General features: G+C 44.1%; 16 protein-coding genes, 1 tRNA gene and 1 other RNA gene. 11 read left to right on the top strand and 7 right to left on the bottom strand.

The annotated features are described in order from the left end of the window. The first annotated feature begins 102 nt into the window (after window positions 1-102). Both JMX03_RS12220 and ligA read left to right on the top strand, forming a co-directional pair. Window positions 103-1,122 (top strand): cell division protein ZipA, encoded by a 1,020-nt coding sequence (locus JMX03_RS12220; protein WP_201597049.1) that lies wholly within the window; start codon window positions 103-105, stop codon window positions 1,120-1,122. Between the two features lie 223 nt (window positions 1,123-1,345). Beyond that, window positions 1,346-3,460 carry an NAD-dependent DNA ligase LigA gene (ligA, locus tag JMX03_RS12215; RefSeq protein WP_201597047.1) on the top strand — a complete coding sequence of 705 codons (2,115 nt, stop codon included), beginning with the start codon at window positions 1,346-1,348 and terminating at the stop codon, window positions 3,458-3,460. A 241-nt stretch (window positions 3,461-3,701) separates the two neighbouring features. Here ligA and JMX03_RS12210 read toward each other — a convergent pair whose 3' ends face one another. Together JMX03_RS12210 and JMX03_RS12205 are read right to left on the bottom strand one after the other, a co-directional pair. After that, entirely contained in the window at window positions 3,702-4,208 is a 507-nt protein-coding gene (locus JMX03_RS12210; protein ID WP_192992684.1) for an IS630 family transposase, read from the bottom strand. Between the two features lie 44 nt (window positions 4,209-4,252). Next, window positions 4,253-4,738 (bottom strand): winged helix-turn-helix domain-containing protein, encoded by a 486-nt coding sequence (locus JMX03_RS12205; RefSeq protein WP_201597045.1) that lies wholly within the window; start codon window positions 4,736-4,738, stop codon window positions 4,253-4,255. Between the two features lie 70 nt (window positions 4,739-4,808). Between JMX03_RS12205 and JMX03_RS12200 the strand changes: the two genes are divergently transcribed. After that, window positions 4,809-5,933, top strand: coding sequence for a hypothetical protein (locus JMX03_RS12200; RefSeq protein ID WP_201597043.1), 1,125 nt, complete (start codon window positions 4,809-4,811; stop codon window positions 5,931-5,933). Between the two features lie 38 nt (window positions 5,934-5,971). Here JMX03_RS12200 and JMX03_RS12195 read toward each other — a convergent pair whose 3' ends face one another. The 5 genes from JMX03_RS12195 to smpB form a co-directional block, all read right to left on the bottom strand. Then, window positions 5,972-6,472 carry a hypothetical protein gene (locus JMX03_RS12195; protein ID WP_227695732.1) on the bottom strand — a complete coding sequence of 167 codons (501 nt, stop codon included), beginning with the start codon at window positions 6,470-6,472 and terminating at the stop codon, window positions 5,972-5,974. Between the two features lie 319 nt (window positions 6,473-6,791). Beyond that, window positions 6,792-7,199: a hypothetical protein gene (locus JMX03_RS12190; RefSeq protein ID WP_201597039.1), complete on the bottom strand. Its 408-nt coding sequence runs from the start codon at window positions 7,197-7,199 to the stop codon at window positions 6,792-6,794. Window positions 7,200-7,298: 99 nt separating this feature from the next. Continuing rightward, window positions 7,299-8,246 (bottom strand): IS256 family transposase, variant Zn-binding type, encoded by a 948-nt coding sequence (locus JMX03_RS12185; protein ID WP_455233748.1) that lies wholly within the window; start codon window positions 8,244-8,246, stop codon window positions 7,299-7,301. A 314-nt stretch (window positions 8,247-8,560) separates the two neighbouring features. After that, the gene (locus tag JMX03_RS12180; RefSeq protein ID WP_201597037.1) at window positions 8,561-11,026 is read right to left on the bottom strand and encodes a YgiQ family radical SAM protein; all 2,466 of its coding nucleotides are present in this window, start codon (window positions 11,024-11,026) and stop codon (window positions 8,561-8,563) included. Window positions 11,027-11,393: 367 nt separating this feature from the next. Next, window positions 11,394-11,870 (bottom strand): SsrA-binding protein SmpB, encoded by a 477-nt coding sequence (smpB, locus tag JMX03_RS12175; RefSeq protein ID WP_201573844.1) that lies wholly within the window; start codon window positions 11,868-11,870, stop codon window positions 11,394-11,396. A gap of 183 nt (window positions 11,871-12,053) precedes the next feature. On the opposite strand from smpB, the gene coaD reads away from it, so the two are divergent. From coaD to JMX03_RS12135, 8 genes are all read left to right on the top strand, one after another. Beyond that, window positions 12,054-12,578, top strand: a complete 525-nt coding sequence (gene coaD / locus JMX03_RS12170; RefSeq protein WP_201597035.1) for a pantetheine-phosphate adenylyltransferase — start codon at window positions 12,054-12,056, stop codon at window positions 12,576-12,578. 139 nt (window positions 12,579-12,717) lie between these two features. Continuing rightward, window positions 12,718-12,966 carry a YfhL family 4Fe-4S dicluster ferredoxin gene (locus JMX03_RS12165; RefSeq protein ID WP_201597033.1) on the top strand — a complete coding sequence of 83 codons (249 nt, stop codon included), beginning with the start codon at window positions 12,718-12,720 and terminating at the stop codon, window positions 12,964-12,966. Window positions 12,967-13,049: 83 nt separating this feature from the next. Next, an RNA gene (gene rnpB / locus JMX03_RS12160) (RNase P RNA component class A) lies at window positions 13,050-13,404 on the top strand. A 192-nt stretch (window positions 13,405-13,596) separates the two neighbouring features. Next, window positions 13,597-13,673 (top strand) — tRNA-Met (locus JMX03_RS12155). A 308-nt stretch (window positions 13,674-13,981) separates the two neighbouring features. Further along, window positions 13,982-14,707 (top strand): ABC transporter permease, encoded by a 726-nt coding sequence (locus tag JMX03_RS12150; protein WP_227695722.1) that lies wholly within the window; start codon window positions 13,982-13,984, stop codon window positions 14,705-14,707. Between the two features lie 64 nt (window positions 14,708-14,771). Then, a complete protein-coding gene (locus JMX03_RS12145; RefSeq protein ID WP_201597029.1) occupies window positions 14,772-15,443 on the top strand; it encodes an ABC transporter ATP-binding protein in 672 nt (223 codons plus the stop codon). After that, window positions 15,421-16,527 carry a capsule biosynthesis protein gene (locus JMX03_RS12140; protein WP_227695708.1) on the top strand — a complete coding sequence of 369 codons (1,107 nt, stop codon included), beginning with the start codon at window positions 15,421-15,423 and terminating at the stop codon, window positions 16,525-16,527. Before JMX03_RS12145 ends, JMX03_RS12140 begins: the two co-directional genes overlap by 23 nt. Before the next feature lie 55 nt (window positions 16,528-16,582). After that, window positions 16,583-18,361: a polysaccharide biosynthesis/export family protein gene (locus tag JMX03_RS12135; RefSeq protein ID WP_201597025.1), complete on the top strand. Its 1,779-nt coding sequence runs from the start codon at window positions 16,583-16,585 to the stop codon at window positions 18,359-18,361. Window positions 18,362-18,376: the final 15 nt, after the last annotated feature.

Raw genomic sequence — 18,376 nt, 5'->3', positions numbered from 1 at the left:
CGGCTGCTATATGGTGACGATGATAGTCAGCCATGCTAGACTATTGCCGTTTATAACCTCTTGTGTATTCCCTTTTATCATAGTTATTAGGATGTGTTTCTCATGACCGCTATTCAGTTTGTATTGATTGCCATTGCTGCCTTTATTGTGCTTGCAGGCCTGTTTATGGTCATTCGCAGCTTTAAGCGTCGCAATAGCCCTGAGCCTTTGGTGGTCAATTATGATAAAAACGGCATTCCAATCATACCGCGCCATGAGCGCAATATCGTCGATCAACCAGATCTAGAAGATACAGTCGCTGGCGAGACGACCATAGCTCCCAACCGCGACTATCTGAATGCGGTCATCGAAGGTGAGCCAGTCACCGAGGCTCATACCAATGTCGATGCACAATTGACGCAAGGTCGCGGCGATATGAATCACGCCAATGAGCACGTAGATGATGAGGATTATGTACGCTGGCAGGCTGAGCAACGTCGTGAAGACGATGCTGAGTTTGTAGAAGTGGCTAGCCAACTACAGACTGATAGTGAGCAAGAGCCTGATGCGTTTTCTAGCCTTATGTCCGCCACTGACAGCTTGATGCCAGTCATTGATACGGCAGAGGAGCCAAGCTTCGACGATAATAGCCCGATACTTGACCAACATCTGCTAGAGCCAGTTGACCAAGCGCAAAACGGTCCACTCATTAATGCCAAAGACAACATCAATATCACCATCTTGCCGCATCAGTATCGTGACCGTCCGCCAATGGTTATTCGAGGTCGTGACTTGCTCACGTTAATTGATAAATATGGTCTGCGCTTTGGGGCGATGAATATGTTCCATCGCTATGAACAAAAAGACGGCACGGGTATGCTGTGGTTTAGTATGATGGGCATCACGGATAGCGGTATCGCACCTTTTGATCCACATAACGTAGCGACCAACACTTATGACGGTGTGGTGGTTTTTTTATCACTGCCGCACCCACAAGCGCTGCGCAGTTTCGATAGTATGATGAGCATTGCTTACATGATGGCTGATGACCTAAATGCGATGATACTTGATGAAAGTAATGAGCCGATCACGCCTGAGTATAAGCAGCAGCTGCGCAATCAAGTTCGCGATTATGGTATCTAACTGCAATAAATTTTAAAAACACTATCTTAATGTTATCAGTTATAAAAACTGTCACTCCCTATCATCTCATTATCATAGCTAAATACTGTCAAAGGCAAATAACGTCATCTGTTTACGTTATTTGCCTTTTTCAATTGTCCTAATTTGCTGCAAAATTATATCCGAGCAACCTGCAAACTTGTTATCATATCGGCATCTTGAATTGCAAAAAAAGACGCCAACTATGACTGACTCTCTCTCACCAAATAACTCTAAAAACCAAACTCCGCAATCAGAAAGCCCTCAACTAACGACTTCCAATACGCCAAATTCAGCTGATGGCAATACAGATATTGTCGTGCAAATGCGAGCGCTTATTGATGCCATTAAAAAGCATAACTACGCCTATTATGTGCTCGACAACCCTATCCTAGAAGACAGTGAATACGATCAATTGCGTCGTTCACTGTTAGAGCTCGAAGAAGCGTCTCCAGACCTGATACAGTCAGACAGCCCGATCAATCAAGTCGGTGATGTGCCGCTATCTGCCTTTACCCAAGTCACTCATGATGTACCGATGTTGTCGCTGGGTAATGTGTTCGACTATGATGGTATGCGCAGCTTTATGCGCCGCGTCAACGACCGTCTGAGTGAGGCTCAGCGCAATGCTGAGTATGAGATGGAGCTAAAGCTTGATGGTCTCGCCGTCTCGCTTAAATATGAGCAGGGTGCGTTTGTCCAAGCGGTGACGCGCGGTGACGGGCAAACGGGTGAGGACATCACCCAAAATGTCAAAACCATTCGTAACTTGCCACTTTGGCTAGCTGAGGCCGCTGATATCGAGCTATTAGAAGTACGCGGTGAAGTATTGATGCCCAAGGCAGGGTTTGAGCGTCTCAACCGTTTGGCAGTAGAAAAAGAGGAAAAGACCTTTGCCAATCCTCGTAATGCGGCAGCTGGCAGCTTGCGTCAGCTAGACCCAAGTGTGGCAGCCAGTCGTCCGTTAGCTTTCTACGCTTATTCAGTCAATCAAGGGTTGCCCAGCTCAATCGAGACCCAATCAGCTGCTTTGGAATGGCTAAAAGAGATTGGCTTTACGGTCAGTGACTTTGAGGTCGTGCAAAACCCGCGCGCTGCACAAGCTTACTATGAGTCAGCGATCGAGATGCGTGATGAACTACCGTTTGAAATTGACGGTATGGTGATAAAGGTCAATAACTTAGCATTGCAGCAGCAGCTTGGCTACTTATCTCGTGAGCCGCGCTGGGCAACCGCTTATAAATTCCCTGCCCAAACCGTCATGACCCGCTTGCACGCTATCGAGTGGCAAGTGGGACGTACCGGACAAATCACGCCAGTTGGCAAGCTTGAGCCTGTACAAGTCGGCGGCGTCACCGTCAGCAATGTCACCTTGCATAACTTTGGCGAGATTCAGCGCTTAGATGTGCGCGCAGGTGATATGGTCAGCGTGCACCGCGCAGGTGACGTCATCCCAAAAGTCACCCGTGTCTGGCATGATCAGCGTCCAGCCGATAGCGAGCCAGTGACTTTACCTAGCAACTGCCCAGTATGCGACTCTCCTGTGTTACTGCCCGAAGGTGAAGCCTTGGCGCGTTGTACGGGAGGGTTGTTTTGTCCCGCGCAGCAGGTCGAGGCGCTCATTCACTTTGTCTCACGTCGAGCGATGGATATCGATGGCTTAGGCGAGCGTTGGCTCATCAGTTTCTTTGAGCATGGACTCATCAAAACGGTCGCTGATATTTATCAATTGCATAACCATCAAGAAGAGCTTATCACCCTTGAAAAGCTGGGTGAAAAGTCTGTACAAAACATCATCAGCGCTATTGAAGCCAGTAAAAAGACCACCTTGCCACGCTTCATCTATGCGCTCGGTATTCGCGGTGTAGGTGAAGGTACGGCGCAAAACTTTGCTCAGCAGTTTGGTGATCTTGATAGCCTGATGGCGGCGGATATCGATGCGTTACTGCAAACCCCAGACGTCGGCACGATCACTGCTGAGCTTGCGCATGAATTCTTCCGCGCACCGCATAATACCGAAGTCATCACCGCGTTACGAGAAGCTGGCGTGCATTGGGATAAGGTCGAGCAAGCCGCATCGGCTGATCAACCACTCGATGGGCAAACGTGGGTGATTACGGGCGCACTCGATAGCATGGCACGCGATGAAGCCAAAGCTAAGCTGCAAGCGCTTGGTGCAAAGGTGGTTGGTAGTGTTTCAGCAAAAACTACCGCACTGTTGGCAGGTGACAAGGCTGGTTCTAAATTGACCAAAGCGGAAAGCTTAGGTGTGAAGATAGTAGATGAGGAAGCGTTTTTGGCGATGTTGGAAGAGGATTAAGTTTGAGCGGTAGAGTGAGTCTTATTTAGAAGAAAAGACAGAAGCGCAAAAGCATGGCCTCAGCATCGCTTCCTTTAATAGGGGGCAAATATGCCCGTCATGAGCCGTTTTTCTTTAAAGACTCACTCGGCGCTCGTCCCTCGCGCAACAGGCTATTATAGTGGTTGTTCATGCTATGGCGCTTTATTCGAGTATAGATTGGTAGATTACTCGCAAGCAAAAATTATACCAAACCCAACAATTAAAGTTGCGCCCAAGCACGAGCAGTTAACGACCGAATTCTTTGTGGCTGTTTAAGCAAATTATTCCAAGCCAAGCATGCGGCATCGACAATAGCCTCATAACTGTCATAACAACGATTAGATAGCTCATTTTGCTTAAGGTACTGCCATACCCTCTCAGAGGGATTAAGCTCAGGTGAATAAGGCGGTAGTTTAAGCATAGTGACATTAGCCTGATTCAAGCTTGGTTGATGCCATAATGCGCCGTCCATCACCACCACCGCATGACGTCCTTTTGGAACGGCTTTACTAATCTCTTGCATATGCAATAACATGGTGTGTTTATTAACGAAAGGCAGTACTAAGCCGACAGCCTTCTTTGTCGCTGGACAAAAGGCACCAAACAGATAAGCGGAATGAAACTGTTGCTGCTTGATCAGTCGAGGTCGCCCACCGCGGTAATGCCAAACTCTGGTCAATGAGCCTTGTTGTCCTATTCGAGTTTCATCTTGAAACCAGATGTCCACTTGATCTAGGCTCACATCAGTAGGCAGTGACGCCTTAACCTGTGCTATAAAGTTTTTTTAAAAGCGTCTTGAGCTTGTGGGTCGGCTTTTGGATGCTGACTACGAGCACTTATCCAACTCATATCAATACGCTTGAGTAGCTCGTAGATACCGTTAACGGTGTAGTGAGCGTTGTAGTGTTCTTTAGCCAATTGCTGAATGTCTTTGCCGGTTAGACGACCGCCAGCGCGCTTTTCTTGTTCAGAGACTATCATGGCTTTAAAAGCGGCTGTGTCTGCTTCTGCCAATTTGCTGCGACGACCTCGACGATGACGATCGTAGAGACTTTCAAGTCCTCGTTCATAATATCGCTTCAATGTCCATCTGGCAGTTTCAGGATGTATGCAGAGGTCTTTGGCAATATCGTTGGTGGCTTTGCCTATACTATATTGGTATAAGATGAGCAGGCGTAGGCGGGCTCTGGGGTTACTCTCAGTCTTTGAGTGTTTGCCAAAGTCATGGTCTTCTAGGTTATGTATTGGTATAGTCATAAGTGGATGATACTATATATTTTGGGTTTGGTATTAGTTCTTTCAGTTATAAAAGGGGTGATGTATTAAATTGAATAACGCATACTTAGCTAACGAGTCTCAAGCTTTAAAAGCATTATTACTAGATGCAGTATATTTTAAAGATATAGTGGTTCAAGTAAATAAACTTCCAGAACAAGGTATGATTATAAATGGGCTAATGTCTGAATTAACAATGTTTGTGATCGAAAGCTACGATACGTTAGTCAAAATTAATCCAAAGTTTAAGTTGTCTTTTGAAACACAAAATATTGAGCAATTGAGAAATATGCGCCACCGAGCCAAGTTACTTGAATATGCTCAAGATATTAACGATGGCGTAGCAAATTTAGACGGTATAAATACTAGTCAAGTTGATAGGTTTCAGAGTGACTATAAAGGATGGTTGTCTCAATTAAAGAAATTAATTCAGCCTGACCTTGGCTTAACTAAATATAGAGGACATTTTATAACAACTACTCACTCTACTCTTTTTGAGCTAGGTATATCTGATTTACCTGAAAGAGAATATGGCTATAATATAGGCGAGATAGTTGGTAGGTATTTACAAACATTGTTCAATATCTTTAATCTTAATGAGTCGGTGACTTGTCAAAACTCTAAGGTTAACCCCAATAAATATCAACTTATAGATATTAAAAGTAATAAGTTATTTAAGCGTAGTAGCTTCTCTACTAAAGATAAGAGGTTCTCACCGAGTCTGATTTTAATCTTAATGAGGTCAAATTACACAAGACTTATTATGCCTCAGCTTTTACCAAAATCTAGTGAGTCCTTGATTAGAATAAAGTTTATTAATACCTACCACGCTTTAAAATCTCTTCAGAAAATACAATCAATAATTATGAAGGGACAACCCTCAGAGCTTGAGGCTTATTTTTTCAAAGGTATTTTCGGCAATAAAGAGGCTAAATGGCTATTGAAACAACTCTCATTAAGGAATGTATTCGTACATTATTTGTTAGATGACAAACAACTTAAGAAAATGCCATTAACATTTACTCGAGAAGATGTATTGTACAGACTAAGCGGTAATATGGGTCTCGAAGAAATGCAAAGGCAATTAGACATAGTTATTGAAAATATTACTCTAAAGATAGAAGTTTTCTTTAATTTAAAAAAAGATACTTTTAGGCTCAATCATATAGAGTTCTAATGCCTTATTAATTTCAAGATGAGCTTCCAGAATATTATCTAATTCTCCCCCAACTCACCATGCCCCTCAACCTCATCTTTCTTATCATCGGGCAAAATTACGATAGGCAGCACCAGCCCTTTAGCAAAGTCATCGGACAGCACATAATCATAGCTGCTGGCAGCGACATCAGGTGTGGTATGAATGATAAGCTTCATATCTTTGCCATCGGTCAGCTCATGCGAGGTATAGCTGTCACTGACCTGATCGAGCACCTTAGACAGTGCTTCGTTACTGGCCATGCTCACGGTTAGATTATGCTGAGCAATAGCATTATCCACTTTGAAATACTCAGCATAGTCGCGGACGTTTTGGCTATCGAGTGCAAACGGATAGTCGTAGTCAGCGAGGTCGGCAGGTGATTCACTGCTTTTTACTATTGACCAATCGATTGTTTTTGCTGTCGTCGATGACTGTGCTGACTCTGACACAGGTTCGGTAGTTGTAGCTTCTTCAGAGGTTTTGTCAGAGCCATCCGCACAGCCTGTGAACGCCCACATGCTTGCTGTCGTTATTATTATCGTACTTATCAGGCGCTTGCTCATTGATATGTCCTCTTTACTGTCGATCATAAATCGTGCGTTATATAAGATAAACGCTATTTTGACAGTTTTCCCTGTGCTTCTCTAGGGCGTGGCGTCAATTAAAAGCAAAAACTTTGGCAATATCGAATACTCTGGAGTTGCCCTATAAAGCAGCGAGATACTTTCATAAAGAACACGCATAAAAAAAACAGCCACCAATGGATGACTGTTTATTGTAATGCTAAGCTTCTCAGTGATAGGTTATCATTATTGATCAATGACTAAACCGATAGCATTATCTGCCTATCTGACAGTTTACTTGGTACTCTTTACCATTAGCCCATTTCATAGCTAGGATACCTTGATCTTCTTTCATGTGCCAAGCATAGATGATATCTGGGTTAGAGTCGTTTACATAGCTGGCAGTATTACCTTCTACGCCGCCATTTAAAATGACAGCTTGCTCTGTCCAACCTAACTGAGGCACAGTCGCAGTGATCGTGGCTTGTTTTTTATTGATGGATTGTTTTGCCAAGATTTGACTGTCATCAGTACAAGTATAAGGCGTTGGTGCCATACGGTCATAGGCTGAATTTGGCATGGTGTCAGTAGGGGTGCTCGGAGCAGTGGGGGCAGTTGTGGCGCAAGCACTAAGTAGTGCAAGAGCGGGTAATGCAGTAGCCAATTTGGTTAAGGTGTTCATAGTAGTCTCCAAAAGTATAAAAATCATTATTTAATTGGGTGTAATGGACAAAATTCATGCTAAAAAGTAGAAGGTAGTCGCTAATGGACATAATTCATGCTATTTGCGTGACTTTGAGAGTAAAAAGTCTTTAATAAACCGTAACTTACGGTTCTCATTTAAGCCATGATGACTGTGTAATTGCCGCTTGAGCTCACTAAATAAACCTTCAAGCGTATTGGTTGTATTTGGTATATCTAAGTGCTCATATTCTTGATAAGTAAACAACCAATCACTGTTGGTTCGCAGGCTACGATAAGCACTTCTAAGACGCTTATGCGTGTACCAAGTTCTACCCGTATCCTCATTGGTACTACGTTCACTGAGATAGGCTTCGTGAGTCAGGTACCAGTGATCTAAGCACTTTATGAACGCGGCTTTATCAAGCTGTGTTAGGGTCAAAGTAAGCTGCCTAAGCTCAATGCTAGCGATATTCTTAGGGCGACGAGTCAGGTAGCGAGTCACTATTTGTATCTGATGAAACTGGCACATCTGACAAGGAGTACTGGTAAATAGCGTTCTAAGTCCTCGTCTACCATCACAGGTGATGCTTTGTATATCAATGCCTAGCACCTTTAAGTAATCAACCCCTTGCTTATAGGCACTATTGGTTTCATGACTGACTATAGCGTAATGGAGAACCATTCTAGTGGCGTTGTCCATAAATACCATGAGACCAAACCCACGGCCAAAATAGGTCGTGTCCATGATGATATTAGCACGCTTAGGTCGTTTGATTTGGTACTCAATACTCACTTTGTCTAAGCGTCTTTGAATGGTTTTAAGACTACAGTGGTACTTGTCAGCCAGTTGTTTATACGTCTGTTTCCCTTGCGTATATTCAGTCCAAAGCATTTGGTTATTGAGTCTTGTGCCCCCTAAAAACTGCCGTTTGCAAGATAGGCATTGGTACTGTTGTTTGCCTAGTTTGCGTCCATTCTTTTTAGTGTGTTTATTACTACAAAAAGGGCAGTTTTTTGATTCATAGCGTTGATTCCTTGCAAATATAGACAGTATATAGCGTTAGACCCTACACCAGCATGAATTTTGTCCATTACACCTTTAATTGTTTTTGACGATGCGCTAAGCATCTGACGATATAATAACCAAAATGACGGCTGGTCAATGTTAGAAATTGTTTGTTACCTGTTAGCTTGGTTACTTAAAAACCGACCAATGTAATTTTAATCTTGTCTATTACTTCTACCTTAGACGTTAGATCAGTTCAGCTAATAGATTGGCTAAACAAAAAAAGCGCGCATCGACTGATGGCCGATGCGCGCTTTTTATAGGTTTGTTTCTACTCTGATGAGTAAGTTTGGTTACTTGGTTTTGCGTGGTGGTAGACCAGTATGCTGAGTCTGGAAGTTACCTTTGCTCACTCTCTTTTTGGTATTTTTACCCGCAGATTTGTTCGCTTTGGTAGATGAAGTATTACTACGCTTCACTGAGTCATTACCAAGGCGGCTGTTCTTTTTACGTGCTGACTGATAGCTATCCTGCGCGGCATCACGTCCTTCTAAATGCGCATTATATGGCGGGATTAAGCAGCCACGGTTTTTGCCAATCAAGTCACTGCGTCCCATATCTTGCAATGCTTTACGCAATAATACCCAGTTCTTGGGATCATGAAAACGTAAGAAAGCTTTGTGCAGTTTGCGCTGCTTGCCAGATTTGACGATATCCATATCACCTTCACTGCGGCTGACCTTATGTAGCGGGTCTTTATGAGTGTGGTACATGGTGGTTGCGGTCGCCATCGGGCTAGGATAAAACGCCTGTACTTGGTCAGCGCGGTAGCCATTGCGTTTTAGCCAAAGCGCAAGGTTCATCATATCTTCATCTTTCGTGCCCGGATGCGCGGCGATAAAGTAAGGGATAAGGTACTGCTCTTTGCCGGCTTCTTGGCTGTATTGTTCAAACATGGCTTTAAAAGCGTCATAGTTGCCCATGCCAGGCTTCATCATCTTCGACAGCACGCCTTCTTCTGAATGTTCAGGAGCAATCTTTAGGTAACCGCCGACATGATGGCTGACCAGTTCTTTGACGTATTCAGGGTCTTTAATCGCTAAGTCGTAACGCAGACCAGAAGCAATCAGGATTTTTTTGACCCCTTTGATATCACGTGCTTTACGGTAGAGCTGAGTCAAGTTGCTGTGATCGGTAATGAGGTTTTCACAGACATCAGGATAGACGCATGATGGCTTACGGCAATTCTTTTCAATGGTCTCATCTTTACAGTTGAGACGATACATATTGGCGGTTGGGCCACCAAGATCAGATATCACGCCAGTAAAGTTCGGTGCGGTATCGCGGATGGCTTCTACTTCGCGCAAGATAGACTCTTCAGAACGGTTTTGGATAATGCGCCCTTCGTGCTCGGTGATAGAGCAGAAGGTACAGCCGCCAAAGCAGCCGCGCATGATATTGACCGAAAACTTAATCATGTCATATGCAGGAATGCGCGCATCGCCGTAGCTTGGGTGTGGCAAGCGTGCATAAGGCAAGTCAAACACATAGTCCATCTCTTCGGTTGAGAGCGGAATCGGTGGTGGGTTGAGCCACACATCGATAGCAGTATGCGAGTTACCCGCACCGCTACCATGACGCTGTACGAGCGCACGAGCGTTACCGGGGTTGGTCTCAAGATGCAGGATACGGCTAGCGTGCGCATAAAGCACAGGGTCAGATTTGACCTGCTCGTAATCAGGTAGTCGAATGACAGTTTGTTCACGGGCTGGCAGCTTTAGTTTATATTTGCGCGCGGTCTTAGGTCTCTCTTTTACAGTGTCTTCGATATTTGGCGTATCAAAACCGCGCATTTGCACCACTTGTGTATCAGTATCAACTTGATCAGCATTGATAACTTTATTAGTGACGGGCTCGGCGACAAAACCCTGATACTGGGCTGACATTCCTGTCATCGCTTGACCAACGGGGGAGTCGCTGGGCTTTTCTTGTTCAATCTTGCAGCTATCGACGTCTTCGGTCATCACATAAGGGTTGATAATAGGATCGACACGGCCGACAGTATCAACATCATTACTGGCGACTTCGATCATGTCTGCTTGCCAATGGCGACGGCTAGGTGACAGCAAATATGCGGTACCACGTAACTTACTCATTTGCTCAAAAGTGTAGCCTTTTGACAATCCATGTACCACATCGACGATGGCACGCTCAGCATTACCATATAATAAAACGTCAGCACGAGAGTCAAGAAGGATACTGCGGCGAACTTTGTCTGACCAATAATCATAATGAGCGATACGGCGTAGACTGCCTTCGATACCGCCTAGGATAATTGGTACATCTGGATAGGCTTCGCGGCGGCGCTGACTATAGACGATAGCGGCGCGGTCAGGGCGTTTGTTGGCGACATTACCCGGAGAGTAAGCATCATCACTACGAATCTTGCGATCAGCAGTGTAGCGGTTGATCATACTGTCCATGTTGCCAGCGGTCACGCCATAAGCATAAACAGGTTTGCCAAGCTCCATAAAAGCGTCTTTACTCTTCCAATCTGGCTGCGCAATGATACCGACGCGAAAGCCTTGCGACTCTAATAGACGCCCGATAATCGCCATACCGAAGCTTGGGTGATCGACATAAGCATCACCTGAAATGATGATGACATCACAAGCATCCCAGCCCAAATCGTCCATTTCTTTACGGCTCATGGGCAGATAAGGCGCTGGCTCGTAGCAGCTCGCCCAATGTTTATCATAGTCGTAAAGTGGTTTGGTACCTTGTTTAAAGGCGGTATGAGCGATGGTATCGGCAGACATGGGCGGACCTATTAGCTAAGAATGTGGCTGTAAATCGTTAGGGCTTTTTAAAGATAAATATAGGAGTTTTCCCATATCTTCAAAAACCGCTCATCTTAACATGAATTGCCCTCAGGTAGCGATAAGTTATTGATAGCGTAAGATAATCTGCTAGTGTTTATACCAGTCGCACGCGTTAGTAGGCGTTATTCTTTTATTTAGGATTAACTATAACGGGCTAGAAATATCCATATCTACACCAAACGCGGTCAGAAAAGCCTCTTAAGAAGTGTTTATAATAAAAAAACGGACGACTCAACCTAGATTGAATCGTCCGTTTTAGTTGCAGGCTATTAGATTTAACGGCTTAGTTTTCATCTAATTGGTTTTAGTCTAAATGCTGCTTAAAGCCGCGCTGCTTATCACGTTCCCAATCACGATCTTTTAGGGTTTTGCGTTTATCGTGTTGTTTTTTACCGACAGCCAGCGCAATCTGACACTTCACCATCGAACGTTTCCAATAGCAAGACAGCGGTACGCAGGCATAGCCTTTTTGGTTGACTGCGCCATACAGCTTATCGATTTCGCGGCGATTGAGTAGCAGCTTGCGGGTACGAATACTATCAGGGCTGACATGGGTCGAGCTCGATAACAGCGGCTGAATATGTGCCCCAAATAAGAATGCCTCACCATTACGGAATATGATATACGCTTCGGTAATCGACATTTTACCTGCACGAATGGCTTTTACTTCCCAACCTTGCAGTGACAATCCTGCCTCAAAAGTCTCTTCAATAAAGTACTCGTGACGAGCCTTTTTGTTGGCACAGATTTGATTGTCAGGTTTTTTTGATCTCTTTGACATAATGTCTGTCCTCGTCTGACTGGTTCCTCATCTTAAGTACGAGATGAGTCGAACCGAGTATTGTAGCAAAGCATGCAGCGCAAATGTAAATTGGGTGTTATAACAAATGTAGCAGATAAGTGTTAAGTTCGAGCAAAATTTGCTAGCATATGCAGCAATACCACCGATTATATTAGCCTTGACATGAACCCAGCCAATACCTCCAAATCCTCAAAGTTACATACCAAGATTTTATATCCTGGTACCTTTGATCCAATCACTAATGGCCATATCGATTTAGTCAAACGCGCGGTAAAGCTGTTTGATGAAGTAGTGATTGCGGTGGCCTCAGGCCATCATAAAAAGCCTTTATTTGATTTTGATGAGCGCGTCGGCTTAGTTAAATCAGTATTTGCTGATTTACCGCAAGTATCAGTAATTGGCTTTGAAGGTCTGTTAGTGGACTTTATGCGCGAAAAAAACGCCACTGCGGTATTACGCGGTCTGCGTGCGATGTCGGATTTTGAGTATGAGTTTCAACTGGCTAATATGAACCGTGAGCTCGATGAAAATTTTGAGGCGGTATTTTTGACCCCGTCACAGAATTACTCGTTTATCTCATCGACCATGATTCGTGAAATTGCCAAGCTTGGCGGTGATATCAACAAATTCGTGCCGCCTTGTGTCGCTCATGCCTTTACAGAAAAATTGGGTTCGATAAAAGACTAAATATTTAAAATTCGTTAGTGGCATTTTGGCTGACGGACTATTTTGATTAACGGACTATAGTGTTTTTAAATAAAATAGTGTTATTAAATAAGACTACTTAATCACACGACTCAATAAACCAAATCATAAGGAGCAGATCATGGCACTGTTGATCACTGACGAATGCATCAATTGTGACGTATGCGAGCCTGTCTGCCCCAATGAGGCAATCTCAGAAGGGGAAGATATCTATGTTATCGACCCTGATCTGTGTACGGAGTGCGTTGGACATTTTGATGAACCGCAATGCGTGGTGATTTGTCCAATAGATTGTATCCCTCAAGATCCCAATCACATCGAGACCGAAAGTGACTTATTAGCAAAGTACAAACGTATCACTGGTCAATAACTCTGTGTAATAGGCATCCACAAAATACAAATAACCCCAAAAGAAGTTTCCACACAGGTATTAGGTTTGCTATACTAGCCCGCTTGGTAGACTAGGCGATCGCCGCTGCACACTGGCAACAGTGGCAGGGGAGGAAAGTCCGGGCTACATAGGGCAGCGTGCCAGCTAACGGCTGGGCGGGGTAACCCGACGACCAGTGCAGCAGAGAGTAGACCGCCTTGCGTAAGCAGGGTAAGGGTGAAAGGGTGCGGTAAGAGCGCACCGCGTGGATGGCAACATTTCACGGCACGGTAAACTCCACGCGTAGCAAGACCAAATAGGCATCGGCATGGCGCGGCCCGCGTTCGATGCGGGTAGGTTGCTTGAGCGTATTAGCGATGATACGCCTAGAGGAATGATCGTCCACGACAGAACCCGGCTTATCGGTTTACCAAACCTTTTTTAGTATTTAAAGTTTAATGCATAAAGACAGCAGCAATAGCTATCAAAGCATTCGGTTTTTAATCGCTGATTACAGACTGTGAATGTTGGTTAGACGTTATTTTGATAAAAATAATAAGTTTTTTTGAAATAATGCTGTTTAGGGGTTGACGATAGTCACCTGTATCGGTATTATACCGAGCCTTAAATGGCGATGTAGCTCAGCTGGTTAGAGCGCACGACTCATAATCGTGAGGTCGAGAGTTCAAGTCTCTCCATCGCCACCATTTATATCGTAGTAGCTCATACTACTTAAAAACCCAATCCTTTGCGATTGGTTTTTTTTTGCCTAAAGAAAACCGCTAAAGACAACGTGTAATAGTGATATGGTCTAAAAACTGACTCGCGCCTGTCCCTCTTAAACTTACTCATTTCTTGCTAAATCATAGGTTTATCTGTTTACTCACAGATTAATTGTTGTAACTTATGTCCCGCTTACTTATCATAGGGACTATTTTTAGTGAAGTCCTGTAACGCTATGTCTATACAGCTCCCTCCTTATCGTCCTGTTAAGCGCCGTAGTGGCCTCAAAGTCATGGGCGCAGCATTTCATGCTTTGCTGATGCGAGAGCTGCAGACGCGCTTTGGTGGCTATCGTTTGGGCTACCTATGGGCGCCGTTAGAAGTTCTTTTTCAAGTACTGATTTTCCTTGTGATATTTGGTGCCATTCGTGAGCGCTTAGTACCTGGAATGGATTTTTCATTGTTTTTAGTCGCTGGCATGGTTCCGTTCCGGATGTTCCAAAAGATAGCAACAAGAGCTTTGGGAGCAGTTGAAGCTAATAAAGGCTTATTAATGTATCGCTCAATTAAGCACATTGATGTGATTATTGCGCGTTCTTTCTTAGAACTGGTTATTTATTTTTTCACTTCAATATTATTACTATTTGGCTTGGCTTTTTTTGATATATATGCCAGTTTAGAAAACCTACACATTGTCTTATTTTGTTGGGCTACCCTCTTTATATTCAGTTTTGGCGTTGCATTAATTATGATGGTAGTTGGATTCTATGGCGGTGAAATATCAAAGGTAATTACAATATTTTTTACTATATTATATTTTACCTCAGGTATTATTTATCCTATCCATATTATTCCTGAGCCTTACTTTAGTTATCTGCTCTATAACCCATTTATTCATAATATTGAGCTGATACGTCACGCATTTGCTCCTAACTATCCCGTCTACCATGTAGATATAGGGTATTTTTTAAAGTGGATGTTCGCGGTAAATTTTTTCGGGTTATTGCTCTATAAATAAGCTGAGCGCGACATGATTCGCTCTCGTTAGGTTTAATCGTATAAGATATAACAAAGGTAAGTAATTGATTGAAATTAGAAATATTTCTAAATCATTTATGACCAAGCAAGGTCGGCATTATCTATTTAAAGATTTAAACCTGACCATTGGTGATAAACAAAGTGTTGGTTTGCTCGGCCGTAATGGCGCGGGTAAATCAACGTTGCTGCGTATTATTTGCGGGCTTGATGAGCCAGATCATGGTGAGATCATCACTGACTCAACGATATCATGGCCAGTAGGCGTGGCAGGGGGCTTCCAAGGCAGTTTGACTGGTCGCCAAAACGTCCGTTTTGTTTGTCGTCTTTACTCTAGCGGTCCTTACATTGACGAAAAGATTCGCTTTGTTGAAGAGTTTGCTGATATTGGCAATTACTTTGACATGCCGGTTAAAAGCTACTCATCAGGTATGAAGGCACGCTTAACCTTTGGTTTAAGTTTAGCGTTTGATTTTGATTATTATATGCTTGATGAGGCTGGCGCTGTGGGTGATGCTGCATTCCGAAAGCGCAGTGAAGCGATTCTTGCGGCTCGCCGTGAGCAAGCAGGGTTTTTGATAGTGTCGCATAATATTGGTGACATTAAGCGTAACTGCGATATTGGTATTGTGTTAATGGATCAAACAGCACATGTGTTTAACGATACAAAAGAAGCGATTGAAGTATATGAAGAGCATGTCCACAAAGCAAAAAAATAAGATCATTAACTTCTCGCTGTTTATCGGCTTGGTGATCCTCCCTTGGGTGCTGGTGATCTTTTATGTGATGACACTTGCACATCCACGCTTTATATCAACCGCTGAAGTGGTGGTGAAACAAGTTAGTGAGTCGGGCGTGCCAGCTGGTGGTGGTCTATCGGCTCTATTGGGTGTAAATAGTACCAGTAAAGAAGATGCGACCTATCTGACAGAATATATCTTGTCTAATGATATGGTCAAACGTCTTGATAATAAATTCAAGTTTCGTGAGGCTTATCATGTTGATGGCTCAGACCCTATTAACGAGATAGATCCAGAAGCTTCACAAGAAGAACTGCTTGAGTACTTCAAAAAGCGGGTGCATATTAATCTTGATGAGCAAAGCTATATTTTATCGGTCTCAACAGAAGCCTTTGACTCCGCTTATGCTTTTGAGCTTAATAAAGCCATCTTAGGTGAGTCTGAGCAGTTTGTGAACCGTATCTCGCAAGAGGTTGCTCGCGATCAGTTGGTGTTCGCTGAGACTCAGCTAGATGAATCGCAAGATCGCTTAAACGAAGCGAAAGAGCAGCTGCTTACTTATCAAAACACCAATGAGATTTATGATCCGCAAGCCAATGCGCAGATAGTGAACCAACTGATTGGCAGCTTACAGGCACAATTAAGCTCACTGCGTACTGAAGAGCGCCAACTGCTCAGCTATTTGAATCCTGATGCGCCACAAGTGGTGTCGTTAAGAAGCCAGATAAAAGCGGTTGAAGAGCAAATTCGCCAAGAGCAAACCAAACTGACCTCACCGAACACCACCAAGCTTAACCGTCAAGCCGTGCAGTTTGAAACGATTAAAGCGGATGTCGATTTTGCTACCGAGTTATACAAACTATCACTATCATCGCTTGAAAAGGCACGCTTAGAAGCCTTTAAAAAGATGAAAAACCTGATTGTCATCTCAACGCCTTATGAGGCGGAAGAGGCATTGTATCCGCGTCGTGCTTATATTATTTGGACGTCTTTGGCGCTACTCTTGATGCTTTATGGTTTTGTACGTTTGGTCATGGCTGTGATACGTGACCATCGTAGCTAGTTCTAATACCCCAGATATCAGCAATGATCGACAGATCAGCAAAGGAATACCGCTCATGAACATGAAACCACGTCCGCTCGTGACGATGATCAAAGTGATCAGTTTGACGATGGCTGCGACTAGTATCTCAGCGTTAGCAGCAACCAGCTACGCTGATCAGATAGCAGGGTCGAGTTTTGGTACCAGTGCCAATAGTAGTCAGAATCAGAACCGAAGTAATATCAATGTCTCGACGCAAGCATTTGCAGGCGGCGTGCCTGGACAGGCCACGACGCAAGAGGCTGTGAATGCGGCAAGTTTGCCAAGTCAATCGGTGATTAATACCACGCGTCCTTACCAAGATATTAACACTCAAGATCTGATGTTCGGTGAGCAACTATTTCGCGGGGCATTTTCTACCACTTCTGGTTCCACCTTCAATGACAGCTACATCATCAATCCTGGTGATAACGTGCAGGTACGTATGTGGGGTGCTTATCAGTTTGCTTCGACTATGACCGTCGACCCGCAGGGTAATATTTTCTTGCCTAACGTCGGTCCAGTTCGTGTCTCTGGTGTACAGAACGGCAATCTACAAAACGTGGTCAAAAGTGCTGTTAGCCGAATTTATCGCTCAAACGTTGGCGTGTACGCCTCATTAGAGCAGGCGCAGCCCGTTAAGGTGTTTGTCACTGGTTTTGTCAAGCAACCAGGTTATTATGGCGGTCTTGCCGCAGACTCTGTACTGTCGTATCTAGATCGGGCAGGCGGCGTTGATCCAACTCGCGGTAGTTATATCGATATTCAAATAAAACGTAATGGTCAACTGCTACAGCAAGTCAACTTATATGACTTTTTATTAGCAGGTAAATTGCAGCCTTTTTCTTTCCGTGATGGCGATGTGATCACTGTCGCTCCGCAGAAAAAAACCTTTGCAGTCGGCGGGCAAGTTCAGAACGAATATACTTTCGAGTTTGATGTGAGCGACTTGACGATTGGAGATGTATTACAGGTTGCCAATCCAGCCGCCAATGCAACCAACGTAAGTATCACTCGTAGTGCAGGGCGCGCGCAAACTGCAGAGTACTATTCGCTTGCCGAGGCACAAAACGTTCCTGTGTATAATGGCGACCAGATGGTTGTCACCTCAGACCGCTATGCAGGCACTATCGCGGTACAAGTTAAAGGTGCACATACAGGTAATGGCGCTATGGTCGTACCCTATGGTGCGCGTTTGAAAGACATTGTACCGCAATTACAACCAAGCCCATTAGCCAAGCTCACTCATTTGACTATTTACCGTGAGTCAGTGGCTGAGCAGCAAAAACGCATGATTAATGAGTCGCTTGATCGCTTGGAAGAGTTAACGCTTGCGACTCAATCAACGACGCGCGAAGAGGCAGCATTACGCCAAGATGACGCCAATTTGGTTAAACAGTTCGTGGCGAAAGCGCGTAATGTAAACCCTGATGGTCAAATAGTGGTCGTACCAAATTCTTGGCAGGACATCATTTTACAGCAGGGCGACGTTATTGAAATACCGGCGCAAACCTCAGTGATTACCGTCAATGGTCAGGTGCGAGCACAAGGCGCATTGACGTATAATCCAGACTTTACGGTTGGCGATTATATTGCCAATTCAGGTGGCTTTGGTGATAATGCCGACACCAAAGAGATTCTGATTATTCATCAAAATGGGGCGAATGAAGTGGTCAATACCGCTTATCGCATTCAGCAAGGCGACGAGATCATGGTGTTGCCAAAGGTCAAAACCAAACGTGTAGAAATCACACGTGGAATATCACAGATTGTTTATCAGTTAGCAGTCGCAGCTAAAGTTATTTTAGACTTGTAACTAATCTGTCCATGC

This window comes from Psychrobacter fulvigenes (assembly GCF_904846155.1).
Lineage (GTDB): Bacteria > Pseudomonadota > Gammaproteobacteria > Pseudomonadales > Moraxellaceae > Psychrobacter > Psychrobacter fulvigenes.
Note: the sequence above shows the minus strand (reverse complement) of the source record. Positions and strands in the feature narration are given on the sequence as shown.